General features: G+C 71.2%; 12 protein-coding genes and 1 pseudogene. 6 read left to right on the top strand and 7 right to left on the bottom strand.

The genetic code is table 11. The features are described 5' to 3' along the window. Positions 1 to 3: 3 nt before the first annotated feature. The 6 genes and pseudogenes from lysA to G6O69_RS04915 form a co-directional block, all read right to left on the bottom strand. A complete protein-coding gene (gene lysA, locus G6O69_RS04940) occupies positions 4 to 1,284 on the bottom strand; it encodes a diaminopimelate decarboxylase (RefSeq protein ID WP_172302375.1) in 1,281 nt (426 codons plus the stop codon). Between the two features lie 31 nt (positions 1,285 to 1,315). Beyond that, a pseudogene (locus G6O69_RS04935) lies at positions 1,316 to 1,855 on the bottom strand (hypothetical protein); the annotation flags it as partial. A 31-nt stretch (positions 1,856 to 1,886) separates the two neighbouring features. Then, a complete protein-coding gene (locus G6O69_RS04930) occupies positions 1,887 to 2,792 on the bottom strand; it encodes an alpha/beta hydrolase (RefSeq protein WP_172302374.1) in 906 nt (301 codons plus the stop codon). Between the two features lie 109 nt (positions 2,793 to 2,901). Beyond that, positions 2,902 to 3,297 carry a hypothetical protein gene (locus tag G6O69_RS04925; protein ID WP_172302373.1) on the bottom strand — a complete coding sequence of 132 codons (396 nt, stop codon included), beginning with the start codon at positions 3,295 to 3,297 and terminating at the stop codon, positions 2,902 to 2,904. Between the two features lie 2 nt (positions 3,298 to 3,299). Beyond that, positions 3,300 to 4,202 (bottom strand): hypothetical protein, encoded by a 903-nt coding sequence (locus tag G6O69_RS04920; RefSeq protein WP_172302372.1) that lies wholly within the window; start codon positions 4,200 to 4,202, stop codon positions 3,300 to 3,302. Positions 4,203 to 4,280: 78 nt separating this feature from the next. Then, entirely contained in the window at positions 4,281 to 5,810 is a 1,530-nt protein-coding gene (locus G6O69_RS04915; protein ID WP_172302371.1) for a hypothetical protein, read from the bottom strand. A gap of 202 nt (positions 5,811 to 6,012) precedes the next feature. On the opposite strand from G6O69_RS04915, the gene G6O69_RS04910 reads away from it, so the two are divergent. From G6O69_RS04910 to G6O69_RS04890, 5 genes are all read left to right on the top strand, one after another. Then, the gene (locus G6O69_RS04910; RefSeq protein ID WP_172302370.1) at positions 6,013 to 7,119 is read left to right on the top strand and encodes a hypothetical protein; all 1,107 of its coding nucleotides are present in this window, start codon (positions 6,013 to 6,015) and stop codon (positions 7,117 to 7,119) included. Positions 7,120 to 7,217: 98 nt separating this feature from the next. Beyond that, a complete protein-coding gene (locus tag G6O69_RS04905) occupies positions 7,218 to 8,945 on the top strand; it encodes a carbon starvation protein A (RefSeq protein WP_172302369.1) in 1,728 nt (575 codons plus the stop codon). Positions 8,946 to 8,969: 24 nt separating this feature from the next. Next, positions 8,970 to 9,776, top strand: coding sequence for an SseB family protein (locus G6O69_RS41915; protein WP_172302368.1), 807 nt, complete (start codon positions 8,970 to 8,972; stop codon positions 9,774 to 9,776). Between the two features lie 191 nt (positions 9,777 to 9,967). Beyond that, on the top strand, positions 9,968 to 10,438 hold the full coding sequence (locus tag G6O69_RS04895) for a hypothetical protein (RefSeq protein WP_172302367.1): 471 nt from the start codon (positions 9,968 to 9,970) through the stop codon (positions 10,436 to 10,438). Between the two features lie 179 nt (positions 10,439 to 10,617). Then, entirely contained in the window at positions 10,618 to 11,025 is a 408-nt protein-coding gene (locus tag G6O69_RS04890) for a CBS domain-containing protein (protein ID WP_172302366.1), read from the top strand. A 5-nt stretch (positions 11,026 to 11,030) separates the two neighbouring features. On the opposite strand, the gene G6O69_RS04885 is transcribed toward G6O69_RS04890, so the two are convergent. Beyond that, positions 11,031 to 11,900, bottom strand: a complete 870-nt coding sequence (locus G6O69_RS04885) for a mechanosensitive ion channel domain-containing protein (protein WP_172302365.1) — start codon at positions 11,898 to 11,900, stop codon at positions 11,031 to 11,033. 162 nt (positions 11,901 to 12,062) lie between these two features. Between G6O69_RS04885 and G6O69_RS04880 the strand changes: the two genes are divergently transcribed. After that, positions 12,063 to 12,914, top strand: a complete 852-nt coding sequence (locus G6O69_RS04880) for a hypothetical protein (protein ID WP_172302364.1) — start codon at positions 12,063 to 12,065, stop codon at positions 12,912 to 12,914. Positions 12,915 to 12,916: the final 2 nt, after the last annotated feature.

The following is a 12,916-nucleotide window of genomic DNA, read 5'->3' as shown; positions in this document are numbered from 1 at the left end:
GGCTCAGAGGTCGAGGCGCAGGAGGTCGTCCCAGGTCTCGCGGCGCACGACCTCGCGGACCTGTCCGTCGCGCACGAAGACCACCGCCGGGCGCGGGACCTTGTTGTAGTTCGAGCCCAGGGAGTAGCCGTAGGCGCCGGTCACCGGGGTCGAGATGACGTCGCCGACGGCGATGTCGGCGGGGACCTTGCCCTCGCGCACGAGCAGGTCGCCGGACTCGCAGTGCTTGCCGACCAGGCGGATCGTCCGCGTGCGCTCGGCGTCGGCGCTGCGGGCCAGGAAGGTCTCGTAGCCGCTGCCGTAGAGCACCGGGCGCGGGTTGTCGCTCATGCCGCCGTTGACGGACACGTAGGTGCGGACCCCGGGGATCTCCTTGATGGTGCCGATGCGGTAGAGGGTCAGCGCGGCCGCGGCGACGATCGAGCGCCCGGGCTCGGCGGTGATCCGCGCGCGCAGGCCCTGGGCCTCGCAGGCCCGACGGATCGCCGCGCCCCACTCGCGGATGCTGCCCGAGGTCTCGCCCTCGACGTAGGCCACGCCCAGGCCGCCGCCGATGCACAGCTCCTCGAGGCCGAGGGGTGCGAAGATCGGCGTGAGCACCTCGATGACCTTCTCGAAGGAGCCGACCTCGAACACCTGGCTGCCGACGTGGGCGTGGAGGCCGACGAGGCGCAGGGCGCCCTCGGCCTCGAGGGCCCGGGCGCGCTCGATGGCCGCCTTTGCGTGGCCGACCCGCACGCCGAAGCCGAACTTGGAGTCGTCCTGGCCAGTCTGCACGAACTCGTGGGTGTGGGCCTCGACCCCGGGGGTGATGCGCAGGAGGATCTTGGGCGCGGGCAGGCCCTCGTCGCGGGCCAGGCCGGCGATCCGGTCGAGCTCGTCGAAGGAGTCGACGACCACGCGGTGGATGCCCTCGCGCATGGCGTAGCGCAGCTCGACGAGGCTCTTGTTGTTGCCGTGGAGGACCAGGCGATCCGCGGGCACGCCGGCCTGGCGGGCGACGTACATCTCGCCGCCGGAGGCCACGTCCAAGAGCATTCCCTCCTCGTGGGCGAGGCGGGCCATGGACTTGCACAAGAAGGCCTTGCTCGCGTAGGCGACCCCGTCGGGGAAGGCCTCCCGGGCCTCGCGGCAGCGCGCGCGCACGTGGTCCTCGTCGTAGACGAAGAGCGGGGTGCCAAAGCGATCGGCGAGCTCGATCGCGTCGACGCCGGCGATCTTCAGGCGGCCGTCGGGGGCGATGGTGGCGTTGTCGGGGAGCAGGTTCGCCGGCAGGGAGCTCATGGCTGGGGCACTGTACCGGAGCGCGACCCGATCAGCGCAGGCCGACGCGCGCGCGCAGCTGCGAGAGGCTCAGGCGCTCGCCGGGGCCCTCGGGGCTCGTGACGTCGATGAAGCGATCGAGGTTGTTGCGCGCGCCCTCGCCGAGGATCGCCGGCCAGGGCGGCGGCGGGCGCAGGAAGCTGCCGCTGGCGTCGCGCATGTGCCGGCGGTCGCTGTGCAGGCGGCGGCGGTACTCGGCCGCGGGGATCAGTCGAAAGCTCGGGCTGTACTTGGGCGGGTGCTGGCCGCTGCGCCCAAAGGCGAGCTCGAGCCAGCGGACCGCCGGCAGCGGCGCGCCCGCGCGGGCGTCGAGGTCCCAGGTGGTCCACGCCTCGCCGGGGCCGTGGACCAGCAAGACCACGTGATAGTCCCAGAGGATCGCCGCCTCGTCGTCCTCGGCGACGCGCTGCCCCCACATCAGGACGCGGCGCTCGGCGTTGGAGATGAAGGTGGCGTAGGCCCGCGCGTCGCCGCTGCCGTCGGGGTCGACGGCGCGCGGGTCGGCGCACAGGTGCCAGATGTTCTCCTCGCAGAAGTAGGGCCAGTGCTTCGGCCGGGGGTGGTCACGGGTCGCTCTGCTCGTTCGAGGGGTTGCTTGAAGAGGGGCGGCTCAGGAAGGGGAGCGCGACGGCGGCCACGGCCTCGGGCTCGTCGAGGTGGACGTGGTGGTGGCCGTCGAGGGTCACGAGCTCGAGCGCGGGGATGCAGGCGACGCGCGCCCGGGCGAGCGCGGCGTCGTGCGGCCAGCCCTCGCTGGCGCGGACCAAGAGCGTGGGGCAGGCGATCGCGCGCAGGAACACGTGGACCTGGGCCTCGCTCAGGCGCAGGCGCGAGTCGAGGCGCAGCTTGGCGTCGGCGCGCCAGGTCCAGCCCTCGGGGGCGGCCTCGGGCACGCCGACCATGCCGCGCGCGACCAGGGTCATGGCCGAGGCGGGGCGCATCGCGGTCGACTCCATCAGCCGCTCGGCGGCCTCCTCGATCGAGGGGTAGAGCCGGCGGCGATCCTCGAGGGCGCGCTTGCGGGCCTCGACGCGCAGGGACCGGGCGAGGCGCTTGGCGACCTGCTCGGGGGCCTCGCTCAGCGGGCCCATGCCCTCGAGCAGGATCAGCCGCTCGACCCGCTCGGGGAAGGTGCCAGCGAAGAGCACGCTGATCCCCGCGCCCATGGAGTGGCCGACGAGCATGAAGCGCTGCCAGCCCAGGGCCTCGACCACGGCGAGGATGTCGGCGACCCAGTCGACGAAGTGGTAGCTGCCGGGCTTGTGCTGCGAGTAGCCGTGGCCCGGGAGGTCGAGGCAGACCAGGCGCAGGCCGGCGGCGGCGAGCCGCGGGCCGAGGCCGTCGTAGCTCGCCGCGTTGTCGAGCCAGCCGTGCAGGGCGAGGACCGGGCGCCCGTCCGCGGGGCCCCAGGCCCTGGCCGCGACGCGCAGCTCGGGGGTCTCGATGGTCAGCTCTTCGGCTGCGGACACGGGGCCCTCATGGCGCGAAAGCTCGGGCAGCGCAAGCGCGGCGTCAGCGACGGACTCGAAGCTCGCGGGTCGGCTGCGCACGACCCGCGAGACCCGCGCCATATCGCGCTCAGTCGCGCTCGGGGTGGACCTCGACGCTGAGCGAGTCGAGGTTGCGTGGCACCGTGAGCACGCCGAGGGCCAGGGAGGTCTCGCCGTCGCGGACCTCGACCTCGTGGCGCCCCGGCTTGATCTCGAGGCCGGCGCTCGGCCAGTAGCGCCCGTCGACGAACACGCTGGCCCGGTGATCGTGGACCACGAAGCTCAGGTCCACGGTCTTGCGCTTGCGGTTCTTCTTGGCGTCCTTGCGTCGCTTGCCCCGGCTCATGCGTCCGTCGGCCTGCCACTTGGCGGCCTTGTCCGCGTCGCTGGGGTAGAGGCAGACCCGCTCGCCGCAGTCGTCCGCGCTGACGTTGGCGTTGGCGGTCAGCAGGTTGAAGAGCGTCGAAAAAATTAGCGCGTGCATGCTCAGAAGCTCCCCTGGATGGTCAGCCCGGCGCCGTGGCCGGTGTAGTAGGGCCCGACGTCGAGGCGCCTGGCCTCGGCCCCGGGGCCGGCCTGCTTGCGCTTCTTGACCCCGAGCACGATCAGGGCGACGCCGGTGGCCAAGCCCACGCCGCCGACCACTCCGCCGACGATCGCCAAGGTGTTGGCCTGCTTGCCGCGGCGGTCGAGGTCGTCGAGCTGGTCTTGCTCGGCGGGCAGGTCGAGGGTCTCGGCCTCGCGCTGCAAGGACCCGCCCTGGGCCAGGCCGACGCCGAGCACGGCCAGGCCGCCGACGCCGACGACGAGGCCCACGGAGCCCCCGGCGATCAGCCCCGTGCCGGGCTTCTTGTCGCGCTTGGGCTTCTCGGCCTTGGCTTCGCCGCCCTCGCCACCGGCGGCCAGGCGCGCGGCCTCCTCGGCCTTGCGGCGCTCCTCCTCGATCTCGGCGATCAGCGTGTCGATCTCGCGCAGGGCCTGATCCGCCTCGCCGACCAGGGCCTGGGCACGCTCGCGCTCGACGGGGTGCCAGTCGGTGGCGTCGTAGTTGCGCTCGTCGGCGAGGTAGATGGCGACGTCGCGGGCGGTCTGCGCGTGGGGCCGCGCGGCCTCGGCGAGGTCCTGGTCGCGGGTGCTCGCGGCCTCGAAGCGCAGCTTGTCGGCGGCGGCCAAGAAGAGCTCGGGATCGCCGAGCGCTTCGGCGGCGGCGTGCAGGGCCTCGGCGGCCGCCTCGGCGTCCTCGGGCAGGCTCGCGCTGACCTCGTCACGCTTGGCGGCGGCGTCCTCGGGTTCGAGGCGCCCAGACGCCGAAGCGGTCGTCGAGATCAGCAGCGCGGCCGAGAGCGCGAGGCTGGTCGCGGCGCGGGAGAAGCTTGGGTGAAGGGGCACCTGCGAATGATACGCGCAGGGCCGGGTCCGATTCTCAGCCAAAGGTGTTGGCTGAGCTACTCGATCGCCAAGTGGTGATCACAAAGCCGCGAGCCATGCCTCGATCTCGGCGACCTCGTCGGCGTACTCGGGGCCGAGATCTCGGTAGCGCTCGAGTGCCTTCTTGGCGGTCTCGGGCGCCCTGTCCTCTCGGCCTTTCGCCGCGCCGGCGCCGAGCTGGGCCCGGGCCAGCGCCCAGGCGAGCTCGGCGAGGACCTCGGGTGAGGCCGCGGAGGAGGTCGAGGTGGCGCGCTCGAGCCAGAGCACCGCGCCCCTGGGCTCGTCGCGGGCGAGCAGGACCTTGCCCTTGCCGAGCACGGTGTCGAAGAGCGCCTCACTGTCGGCGCGCGAGGACTCGAGGATGCTCAGGCCGAGGTCGAAGTCGGCCTCGGCGTCGTCGAGGCGGCCGAGGCCGAGCAGGGCCTCGCCGTGGCGGGTGTAGAGCACGCCCAGGGGGGCACCGCGCTCGCCGTAGAGCCCCTTTGCCTCGATGATCGCCGCGCGCAGGGTCTGCTCGGCGAGGGCGTGGTCGGACATCGCGAAGGCGGCCGCGGCGAGGCGCTCGTGGGCGTGCAGGCAGGCGAAGATCGGCGGATCGTCGCGGGTGTCGCATTGCTCGAGGGCGGCCTCGGCCTGGGCCTTGGCCGCCGGGGCGTCGCCGCGGGCGAGGAGCAGCCGCGCCCGGGCCAGCGCGGCGCCGACGGTGAGCGCCGGGGGGGCGTCGGGCCCGAGCGCCGCGAGTGCAGCGTCGAGGGCGTCGAGCTCGGTCTTTGCGGGCTCGAGCTGCTCGCGCTCGAGGGCGAGCTCCGCCTGGGCCAAGGTGATGTCCGCGCCCTCGAGTTTGGCGTCGGCGAGGGTCTTGGCGGCGAGCTCGAGGTCGTCCGCGGCCCGCTGGAGATCACCCGGCTCGCGGCGGCGGACCAGGGCCTGGGCGCGGGTCCTCGCGAGGGCGGCGAGGGCAGGCGCGCCCTCGGTCTCCTCGGCGCCGCGGGCACGCTCGAGCCCCGCGTCGAGCACGGCCATGGCGTCCTCGTCACGACCGAGCATGCTCGCGGTGTCCCCTCGCAGGCGGGCGCGCTCGAGCTGCTTGGTCAGGGGAACGCTCGCGCTCGTTTCGATGGCGGCCTCGGCCTGGGCGAGCAGCCGCGAGGCTCGCTCGGCGCTCGGGTCGAAGCGGGCGATCTCGTGGGCGAGGGCCAGGCGGGCGTCGATGAGCAGCTCGGGGTGCTCGGCGGCGATCGCTGCGTCCACGGCGGCCTGGAGGTGCTCGCTGGCGTCGGCGTGTCCGCGGGCGAGGGCCAGGCGGGCGCGGGTCATGGCGATCTCGGCGCGCAGCTCCGGGCCCTTCTCCTCGTCGGCGAGCGTGGCCTGGACCTCGGCGTTGGCGTCGAGGGCGTCGAGCTTGGCCGCGGCGCCGCGCGGGTCACCCTCGCGGGCCAGGGCCTCCGCGGCGGCGAGCTGCTCGCGGACCGATCGCAGCTGCGGGTCTCCAGCTTGGGTCTGACCGTCGGCGTCGGCCGGGGCTTCGGGCTTGCGACAACCCACCCCAGGCAGGCTGGTGGCGAGCACGGTGAGGGAGAGGACCCATCGACGCAGCGTCGAGCCTTTGGCTGCCTCGGGCTCAGCGAGCGCGTCGATTCGAGAGGGGGGGACAGCTTGGGGCGGCATGTCGGCGGGGAGTGGATAGCAGGGCGCTGGGCCCAGGCAAAGTGTCGTATGCTCGCGCGCACGGAGCTAGACAATGCTTGATCTAAACCGACACCACCCCCACTTGCTCACGCTCTGCTTGACGACGGGCCTGGCGGCGCTCACCGCTTGCTCCGACGACGGCACGGACGCTGGAACCACGGACGACGAGGTCGGCGAGACCGCCGAGACGAGCGCCACGGAGGAGAGCACCGACACCACCGAGGAGAGCACGGAGGAGAGCACCGACACCACCGAAGAGAGCACGGAGGAGAGCACCGAAGAGAGCACGGAGGAGAGCACCGAAGAGAGCACGGAGGAGAGCACCGAAGAGAGCACGGACACGGACTCCACGGAGGAGAGCACCGAAGAGAGCACGGACACCTCCGACGAGACCACGGACACGACCGAGACCGGTGACCCGCCGATCCTCGACAGCGACGACGACGGCGTCCCGGACCCCGACGATCCCTTCCCCGACGATCCCGACCTCCCGGGCACCGCCCAGCCCAACTTGGTCTACGCCCACACCAGCTCGCGGCTGTACACCATGGACCCCTTCACCTACGACGTGGCGGAGATCGGGCAGTTCAGCTTCGACCAGAGCTCGGGCTCGGTCACGGACATCGCCATCGATCGCTGGGGTGTGGTCTACGCGGTGACCTTCAACGACCTCTTCGTCTGCGACCCGGGCAACGGCGCGTGCATCTACCTGGCCGACCTGCCCTCGAGCTTCAACGGCCTGACGATGGTCCCGCCCGGGACCATCGACGAGGACGACGACACGCTGATCGGCATCGCCAACAGCGGCAGCTGGTACAAGATCACCGTCGAGGGTCAAAACGCGGTGCTCGAGCTGCTCGGCGAGTACGGCAACAGCATGACCTCCTCGGGCGACGTGTTCTCGATCCAGGGCACGGGCACCTACGGCGCGGTCAACAAGCCCGGGGTCAGCAACGGCGACGTGATCGTCGAGTGCGATCCGACCACGGGCATGGCCATCGACGAGCTCGCGACCACCGTGGGCTACACCTCGCTCTACGGCCTCGCTGGCTGGTCCGGGAAGATCTTCGGCTTCAACGCCGGCGGTCAGGTGATCGAGATTGACCCCGAGACTGGGACAGTCACCGAGGTCGCCGACACGGCGTTCTCGTGGTGGGGCGCTGGGGTGTTCACGATCCTGCCCCAGTGATTTTGGCCCCGTAATTGGGGCCGCGCTCGGATGCTCGGATGCTCGGATAGCCGAGCGCGGGCTTCCCTCGACAGGAGGACCAGTGTGACAATGGGCGGATGGCCGCCCTCGTCACTGCGCTGGTCCTCCTGGTCTTTGTGGCCGGCTACCGCTTCTACGCCCGCTTCATCGGCGAGCGGATCTTCCAGGATCGAGACCCGGACTTCGTGACGCCGGCCCACGCCCTCGAGGACGGCCACGACTTCGTCCCGACCAAGCGGGGGGTGCTCTTTGGTCACCACTTCACCTCGATCGCCGGGGCCGCGCCGATCATCGGCCCGTGCGTGGCGGCCTACTGGGGCTGGCTGCCGGCGCTGCTGTGGGTGGTGCTGGGCACGGTGTTCATGGGCGCGGTCCACGACTACGGCGCGCTGGTCGTCAGCGCCCGCGAGCAGGGCCGCTCGATCGCCGACGTCGCCGCCAAGGTGATCAGCCCGCGGGTCCGGCTGATGTTCCTGTTCTTCATCCTCGTGCTCAGCTGGCTGGTGCTCGCGGTGTTCGCGATGGCGATCGCCGGGCTGTTCACCTCGATCCCCAGCTCGGTGCTCCCGGTCAACGCCTCGATCCTCGTCGCGCTGGTCATGGGCTGGCTGCTCTACAAGCGCGGGATCCCGGCGCTGATCCCCTCGCTGATCGCCCTCGCGGCGCTCTACGCCTTCGTCTACCTCGGCACCAAGGTCCCGCTCTCGCTGGCCGACGTGGGCATGGCCCCCGAGCAGGCCAACTTGACGTGGATCCTCGCGCTCTTCGCCTACTCGGCCGTGGCCAGCTTGCTGCCGGTGTGGCTGCTGCTCCAGCCGCGCGACTATGTGAACAGCCACCAGCTCTTCGTCGGCCTCGGCCTGCTCTTCATCGGCCTGTTCGTCGCCCACCCGGACTTCGACGCCCCGGCCGTCCGCTGGTCCGAGGAGGGCGCGCCCTCGATGATCCCCTTCTTGTTCGTGACCATCGCCTGCGGGGCGATCTCGGGCTTTCACGGCCTCGTGGCCTCGGGCACCACCTCCAAGCAGCTCGACAAGATCGAGGACGCGCGGCCGATCGGCTACGGGAGCATGCTCGGCGAGGGCGCGCTGGCCCTGGCCAGCACCATGGCGGCGGTCGCAGGGATCTCGCTGGTCGGCTTTTGCGAGCTCGGCGGCCAGGAGATCCCCGACCTGAGCTGGGCGGTCTACTACGACACCTGGGCCCACGCCTCGGGCAACAAGGCGGCCGCCTTCGTGTTGGGGGGCGCGGCCTTCTTGCAGGAGCTCGGGCTCTCGGCGGTCCTGGCCCAGACGCTGATGGCCGTGCTCGTGATCTCCTTCGCGTCGACCACCCTCGACACGGCGACGCGGATCGAGCGGCTGATCGTCGCGGAGATCGGCGAGGCCCTGAAGATCGAGGCGCTGACCAACCCCTACGTGGCCACGCTGGTCGCGATCATCCCGGCGATCTTGCTGGCGACCCTGCGCGTCAGCGACGCCTCGGGCCAGGTGCGCGAGGCCGGCTGGGCGCTGTGGCCGATGTTCGGCGCCGGCAACCAGATGATCGCCTCGCTGACCTTGCTGGTGGTCGCGCTCTACTTTTGGCAGCGCAAGCGCCCGGTGCTCCCGCTGGTCATCCCCATGGTCTTCGTGATGATCGTGACCTTGATCTCGCTGGTCTTGCACCTGCTCGACTTCTGGGCCCACCAAAGCTGGCTGCTCTTTGGCCTGAGCGTGGTCCTGACCAGCTTGATCCTGTGGATGGGCGGCGAGTCGGTGGCGCTCTTGCTCCGGCGTCTGCGCGAGGGCTCCGCCGAGCCCTGAGCTCATTGGTGCTATCTTCGGGGGGTGCGTGACACCCCGCGACCCCCGCGCGAGCGCTTCTTGGCAGCCCTTCAGCGCCTCGCGGCCAGCCGCAGCGACGAAGCCCGGCTGGTGGTGCAGGTCGGGCCGATCTACCTGATGTCGATCGCCCGCGGCGGTCGAGGGGCGATCGTGCAGGAGGCCGTCGCCAGCGCGAGCTTGCCCCCGGCGCACAAGCTCAGCGCCGAGCGTGGCGCGCTGCTGCGTGACAAGGGCTTCGACAAGCGCGGCGGCGGTCGCCGCAACTGGCGGCGCGAGCACGGCCGCGACCTCGCCAGCCTCGAGCGCGTCGCCGACGAGATGGTCGACGTCCTCGCGCGGGTCTACGGCGTCGAAGGCGAGCCCGAGATCCAGCTCACGGAGGACGACACGGCGCACCCCCAAAACCCCGACTTGGTCACCGCGATGCGCGAGGTCGCCAAGGGCTGGGACGAGGACAAGCGCCGGGCGATGTACACCGAGCTGCTCAACGCCACCTTCCTCGTGCCCCTCGACCCCGAGGTCGGGGACGAGGTCGACGGCGGCGACGCCTTCTTGAACTTCGAGACCCACGCCAGCGGTCGCCCGACCCTCGGGGCCTTCAGTGACTGGGCCTCGCTGCGCCTGTGGGAGCCGCGGGGTTGGCCTTATGTGCCGATGCACGGCAGCGAGGTGTTCGAGCTCGCCCATGAGCGTCAGCCCGTTAGTTTCCGCATCAACCCCAACGGCGACGTGGGCGGAGAGCTCTACGGCCACGAGGTCGAGATGCTCGTTCAGGTCGTGCGTGACTTTCGGGCGCGGCGCTCGAACTAGCTGTCAGCGCTGCGATACAGCGGTTCTGGGCGTCACCTCGGCGCATCGCGGCAATGCGCATCGCGGCCTCGAACAGGCGTGTGCTGGCTCGCGCGCAGGCTTTACGCCGCGTTCGCGTCGCCGCCGGCAACCCTCGCGCTTGTTCGCTGAAAAGTCGCAGCGCAGATTGATCGCCGGAGAGGAAGACAGCCATGAGCGGGATCATCTTTGGAGTGTTCGAGAGCCGCCGCGACGCCGATGCAGCCGTCGAGGCCGTCAGCCGCGAGACCGGCCTGGAAGAGATCAACGCCGTCGTGCACGAGGAGCACCTGCGCGACGAGGACGTGCAGATGACCGGCACCGAGGCGCTCGAGGGCGCGATCAAGGGCGCGCTCTTGGTCGGCATCGCTGGCGCGTTGATCGGCGGGCTGCTGATGATCCCCCGCGCCGACCTGAGCGTCGGCTGGGCCGAGTGGGGCTTCTTGGCCCTGGCTGGCACGATCTTCGGCGTGACCGCGGGCGCGGTCGCAGGCGCCTCGGAGTCCCGCGAGGAGATCCGGGCCATGGCGGAGCACCTCGAAGCGGGAAACGTACTGGTGACGATGGATGCCGATGAGCTGCCCGCCGCGACCGTCGTCGAGATCTTCGCGGCGAACGGCGCCCTGGACGTCAAGGCCGCCTGAGAACACAGACCCCGCGCGAGCGAGCGGGACGCGTCGGCGCTGAACCGACGAGACGGCTCGCCGCGCAACACGGACCAGCAACCGACCACCGCCGTGCCAGCGCACGGACGCGAGAGGCCGCGAAGCCTGCACGGGCAGCTCGCGGCCTCGATCTCTTGGGGCTGCTACCATCGCGCTCGATGAGCGCGCAGCGCAGCGAGAGGGCGAAGACGGTCGGGGCGGTGATGACCCGGGATCCCGTGACCATCTCCTCGGATACGAGCCTCGCGGACGCGGCGGCGTGCATGGACGACCATGGCATCCGCCACCTCCCGGTGCTCGAGGGCGATGAGGTCGTCGGCCTGGTCAGCGAGCGCGACCTCGCGTTGATCTCGGGGATCCCCGGCGTCGACAAGGATGCCGTCGAGGTCAGCGAGGCGATGACCGCCCAGCCCTACGTGGTCGCGCCCGAGGCCGCGCTGGCCGACGTGGTCCGGACCATGCGCGACCGCAAGATCGGCTCGGCGGTGGTCATGGACGCGGGCGAGGTCGTGGGCATCTTCAGCGTGATCGATGCCCTCGGCGTGCTGCTGACCAAGCTCGACTAGCCCGGCTAGCCCGTCGCGCGCTCGCCCTGGTCGCTGCTGGTGTTGGCCGGGCTCGCCTGGATCTCCGCCGCGTCGGCCTGATGGAGGACGATCTGGTTAAAAGGGATGTCGATCCCGGCCTTGTCGAGGGCGTTGTAGATCGCCCGGCGGACCTGGTGCTGCATGTCGCCAAAGTCGGCGTTCTTCGACCACACGCGGACCACGAAGTCGAGCGAGCTGGCGCCGAAGGACATGAACACCGCGGCGGGGGCGGGGTCTTCGAGCACGACCTCGACGGAGCGCGCGGCGTCGAGCAGCAGCTCGGTGACCTGGTCGATGTCGCTGCCGTAGGCCACGCCGATGTCGATCACCGCGCGCCGGCGGCCGAGCACGGAGTAGTTGGTGATCGCGCCGCTGGTGATCGACGAGTTGGGGATGGTGACCCGCAGGTTGTCGAAGGTGATCACCGTGGTCGCAAACAGGCCGATCTCGTCCACCGTGCCCAGCTTGCCGCCGATCTCGACGACGTCGCCGACGGTGAAGGGGCGGAAGCTCAGCAGCATCACGCCGCTGGCGAAGTGCGAGAGGTTGCCCTGGAGGGCCAGGCCGATGGCGACGCCCGCGGCGCCGAGCATGGCGACGAGGCTGGTGGTCTCGATGCCGACGGTGCCGAGGGCGGCGATCACCGTGGCCGCGAGCACGCCGAACTGCGCGAGCGAGCCGAGGAAGCGGGCCATGGACTCGTCGAGCTTGCTCTTGCGCAGGACCTTGACGGTGAGCGAGTGCGCCCACTTGGCGACGAACCAGCCGAGCACGAAGATCAAGATCGCGACCACTGCCCCCTTGATGATGGGCATGTAGGGCTCGATTAAGGGCGGGACGGTAATCTCGGCCATCGGGGGCGGTGTAGCCCCGTGTCACCACGATGCAAGCGTTCCACGCGCCCGAGCCCGCAGGTGGGCAGGGATTCCCCCCGCGGCCGCGCAGCGGAGAACCCTCGCTGTGTTGGGGTGCATGGCCCATTTGCTCGCGGACCGAGCTTCGCTAGCCTCGACGTCATGCGCGCGCCAAAGCTCGCCGCGGTCGGCTCGTGCCTGGCCCTGGTCCTGCTCCCGGGTTGCCTCAATTGCTTCGATGAGGGCGAGCTCGAGGCGGCCTACGAGGCGGGCAAGGCCGACGCCGAGGCTGCGAACGTGGCCGAGTTCACCCGCGGCCGCGGCGACGCCTCGCGGCTGACCTACGCGGACGGCGAGGCGGATGGCGAGGTCGAGGGCTACGCCGACGGCTACTACGACGGCTACTACGGGGCGCTCGGCTACGCGCGCGGCTACGATGACGGCTGGGTCGAGGGCTACGCCGAGGGCGGCTTCGATCCCCTCGCGTGCTCCGCCGGCGCCGGCGAGGGCTACGCCGACGGCCAGGCCGAGGGGAGCGATATCGGGTGGAGCGAGGGCTACGTCGAGGGCTGGGACGAGGGCTGGTACGAGGGCTACGCCGACGGCAGCCAGGGCTGCGCGCTGCGGCGAGAAGCAAAGGCCGACCCGGAGGACCTGAGCACCTGCGAGCGCCGCGGCTACGATCGCAACGTGGATCGCGGGGCCTACGATCGCGGCTACACCCAAGGCAAGCGCGACAACCCCGAGTATCAGGCCGGCTACACCCACGCCTACGAGCTCGCCTACCTCGCCGGGCGCGTCGACGGTCAGGTCCAGGGCTACGCCGAGGGCCTCGCGGACGGCTACGCGCAGGGCTACGCGGGCGGCTACGATCTGGCCTACGCCCAGTGCTACGACCAGGCCTGGCCGCAGGGCTTCGACGCTGGCTACACGCCGGGCTGGACGCAGGGCTACGACTTTGGCTGGTACGAGGGCTACGACGTCGGCTACGGCGACGCCCTCGACGAGTGTTGAGC

The sequence above is a fragment of the Pseudenhygromyxa sp. WMMC2535 genome, assembly GCF_011083025.2.
The sequence above is the reverse complement of the archived record's forward strand: the minus strand, read 5'-3'. Positions and strand labels throughout refer to the sequence as shown.

What these genes read in the sequence shown, in the direction of transcription:
- G6O69_RS04890 (WP_172302366.1), top strand. Translation starts at nt 10,618, where the DNA reads ATGAGCGCGCAGCGCAGCGAGAGGGCGAAGACGGTCGGGGCGGTGATG.
- G6O69_RS04885 (WP_172302365.1), bottom strand. Translation starts at nt 11,900, where the DNA reads ATGGCCGAGATTACCGTCCCGCCCTTAATCGAGCCCTACATGCCCATC.
- G6O69_RS04895 (WP_172302367.1), top strand. Translation starts at nt 9,968, where the DNA reads ATGAGCGGGATCATCTTTGGAGTGTTCGAGAGCCGCCGCGACGCCGAT.
- lysA (WP_172302375.1), bottom strand. Translation starts at nt 1,284, where the DNA reads ATGAGCTCCCTGCCGGCGAACCTGCTCCCCGACAACGCCACCATCGCC.
- G6O69_RS04905 (WP_172302369.1), top strand. Translation starts at nt 7,218, where the DNA reads ATGGCCGCCCTCGTCACTGCGCTGGTCCTCCTGGTCTTTGTGGCCGGC.
- G6O69_RS04880 (WP_172302364.1), top strand. Translation starts at nt 12,063, where the DNA reads ATGCGCGCGCCAAAGCTCGCCGCGGTCGGCTCGTGCCTGGCCCTGGTC.
- G6O69_RS04925 (WP_172302373.1), bottom strand. Translation starts at nt 3,297, where the DNA reads ATGCACGCGCTAATTTTTTCGACGCTCTTCAACCTGCTGACCGCCAAC.